This is a genomic window from Streptomyces sp. NPDC047453 (genome assembly GCF_040643155.1).
Lineage (GTDB): Bacteria > Actinomycetota > Actinomycetes > Streptomycetales > Streptomycetaceae > Streptomyces.
Map to the genome: position 1 here is coordinate 14,086 of NZ_JBEYTS010000107.1, position 3,073 is coordinate 17,158.

The window sequence follows — 3,073 nt, forward strand, 5'->3', positions numbered from 1 at the left end:
CGTCCGGCCGGGTACGGACCGTCAGGCCGTCCGGCCGGGTACGGACCGTCAGGCCGTCCGGCCGGGTACGGACCGTCAGGCCGTCCGGCCGGGTACGCCGGGCCTGCGGCCGGCGGACCGGACGGATCCGGCGCGAAAGGCTCGCGCCCGCCCGGCGTCCCCGGCCACCCCGACGCGAACGGCTCTCCCCCGGCGGGCACGGCCGGCCCAAACTCGGGGGCGGGCGCGACCGGCCCCGACTCGGCGGCGGGCGCGGGGTGTTCCGGTTCCGTCGCGGCCGAGGGGCCGGCCAGGCGGGAGGCACGGTAGGCGCAAGCGCCCCAGCCGAGGACGCCCTCGGCCAGCGCGCCACCCAGGTCCGCGTTGAACTGGGCCAGTTGGTCGGCGGTGTGCCGGCAGTGCGTGCAGCCGGCCAGGTGCGTGCGCAGATCGGGGTCGACGTGGACGCCGCCGCGCCGGTAGGTCACGTCGAGCAGCCGCAGGTAGAGCAGGCACTCCTGCCGGGGTGCGACCTCGCGGTGCACCTGGAGGCACTCCTCGCGCAACCGCTCCCGGGCTCGCCCGAGTTCGACGCGCGCGTCCTCCTCCTCGAGGCCGAGCAGCCGGGCCGGGGCAGCGGCGGGTTCGGCCTCGACCTCCGCGTGCCACAGCAGGGCGCGCCCCGTCTGCGGCAGCCGCTGGAACGCCCGGGACAGCAGACGCCGGTCGCCCGGCGGCAGCAGCCGCGCGGCGATCCGGTCGCCGTCCGCGCCCGCGGCCCTCAACTCCGGGTGCAGCATCTCCTGGCGGTGGTCCGTGCTCCACTCCGCCGCGATCCGGCGCACGGTGACGAGCAGTTGGGGCCGCCAGGCGGCGGTCGGCCCGGACTGCCGCAGGGACTCGCCGAACAGGCGGGTGAAAGCCGCGGTGGTGAGCATGCCCGCGGGATGCGGGCCGTCGGCGCACAGCCGTGCGTAGGTGAAGGCCGCCTCCCAGTGCCGGTCGAGGAGTTCACCGACGGGCAGCACAGCGGGCGAAGTACCCGTCCACTTCCGGAGTTCGGCGCTCAACTGCTCGTCCGTGGTACCGAACGGACCGGGTGACGTGGGGGAATTGGACGTGCCCTGGTCTTTCACGACCGCATTCCTCCATACACACCGCGGATTTGGTCCGTACCAAAAAATCCGTCCCAGAAAGGCGTGTCGGCATCTCGAACGTCCACCGCGCAGAGGGAGGACCCATGGCCTGCTCGCCGACTGGCCACACCTTTACACAGGCCAGCGGCGAGCAACAAGGGATCACGCGGTTTTGTGCATAACGCTCCCGGCACCCTGTGTTGACGAATTGTCAATTCCCATGGATGGAATGCGATTACTGCCCGACGTGCACGGCAATTGCCGCCCTCAGTGACCGCTGACGGCGTGCGGTCCGTACGGCCCTTCCAGTTCCTCGGCCTCCTTGTCGCTCAGTTCCAGTTCGACCGCGGCCACCGCGTCCCGCAGGTGCTCCGGCCTGGACGCGCCGACGATCGGCGCGGTGACCGTGTCCTGACGCAGCAGCCAGGCGAGGGCGACCTGCGCGCGCGGGACCCCGCGGTCCCCGGCGACGCGGGTGACGGACTCGACGATGCCGCGGTCGCCCTCCGGGTAGAGCCGGCCGCCGAAGGCGTCGGTGGTGCTGCGCTCGGTGGTGGTGCCCCACTCCCGGGTGAGGCGGCCGCGGGCCAGCGGGCTCCACGGGAGTACGCCGACGCCCTGGTCCGCGCAGAGGGGAAGCATCTCCCGCTCCTCCTCGCGGTAGAGCAGGTTGTAGTGGTTCTGCATGGAGACGAACCGGGTCCAGCCGTGCAGCAGGGCCGTGTACTGGGCCTTGGAGAACTGCCATGCGTACATCGAACTCGCCCCGATGTAGCGGACCTTGCCCGCCTTCACCAGGTCGTGCAGCGCCTCCATGGTCTCCTCGACCGGCGTGTGCGGGTCCCAGCGGTGGATCTGGTACAGGTCGACGTAGTCGGTGCCCAGCCGGCGCAGGCTGTGGTCGATCTCCGTCATGATCGCCTTGCGGGACAGCCCGCCGCCGTTGGGTCCCGGCCGCATCCGGCCGTGCACCTTGGTGGCGAGCACGACGTCGTCCCGGCGGGCGAAGTCGCGCAGCGCGCGGCCGACGATCTCCTCACTGGTGCCGTCGGAGTAGACGTTGGCCGTGTCGAAGAAGGTGATCCCCGCCTCAAGCGCCTGCCGGATCAGCGGGCGTGACGCCTCCTCGTCGAGGGTCCACTCGTGCGTGCCGCGGCCGGGCACGCCGTAGGTCATGCAGCCCAGACAGATCCGCGACACCTCGAGACCTGTCGAACCGAGCTTCACGTACTGCATCGTTGGCGCTCCTGTCCATGGTGCGGTCGCCGGTCACGAGCCGGGGCGGCCCGCGGGCGTCCGCGTCGGAAACGTGTCCAGCAGGTCCAGTGCCCGTTCCCAGCCGAAGTCGGGCCGGCCGCCGTCCGGCGATGGTTCGCCGGAGAACGGCTCCCCGAAGCGGACGCCCATCCCGCGCAGGCGGGCGAGGCTCTCCCGGTAGGCGGGGTGGGCGGCGAGGGTGTCGGAGACGCACGGCAGGACCACGACCGGGACACCCAGGCCGTACGTCTCGCACAGGGTGGCCAGGGCGAGGGTGTCGGCGGTCCCGGCGGCCCACTTGTTGAGCGTGTTGAAGGTGGCGGGCGCCACGACCACGGCGTCCGGCGGCGGGAACGGGCGCGGGTCGGCAGGCGTGCGCCAGGCCGACCGTATGGGGCGACGGGTCAGCGCCTCGACCGCGGCGGTGTCGAAGAAGCCGCCCATGGCGACCGGGGTCGCGATGACACCGGCCTCCCAGCCCCGCTCCTGTGCGGCGGTGATCAGCTTGCTGACGCCCTCGGCGATGCCGGCGGCGCAGACGACGAGGTAGAGGAAGGGTTTCCCGGACGCTTTCCCGGGCTCCTTCCCGGGCATTGCCCCGGTGGGCTGCTGGGCCTGTTCGCTCACCCGGGAACCCTAGTCAATCCTCCGCCGCCGGGGCCACGGGCCGGCGCGACGGGCAGCCGACCGCCGGCCGCCGC

The 3,073-nt window shown here is 72.7% G+C and carries 2 protein-coding genes and 1 pseudogene; all 3 read right to left on the reverse strand.

Annotated elements, in window-relative coordinates; genetic code table 11:
• Nucleotides 1–1,115 (reverse strand): annotated as a pseudogene (locus ABZ818_RS39675) (hydrolase); the annotation flags it as partial.
• Between the two features lie 267 nt (nucleotides 1,116–1,382).
• Nucleotides 1,383–2,351, reverse strand: coding sequence for an aldo/keto reductase (locus tag ABZ818_RS39680; protein WP_361426284.1), 969 nt, complete (start codon nucleotides 2,349–2,351; stop codon nucleotides 1,383–1,385).
• A gap of 33 nt (nucleotides 2,352–2,384) precedes the next feature.
• Nucleotides 2,385–2,966, reverse strand: coding sequence for a flavoprotein (locus ABZ818_RS39685; RefSeq protein WP_361426287.1), 582 nt, complete (start codon nucleotides 2,964–2,966; stop codon nucleotides 2,385–2,387).
• Nucleotides 2,967–3,073: the final 107 nt, after the last annotated feature.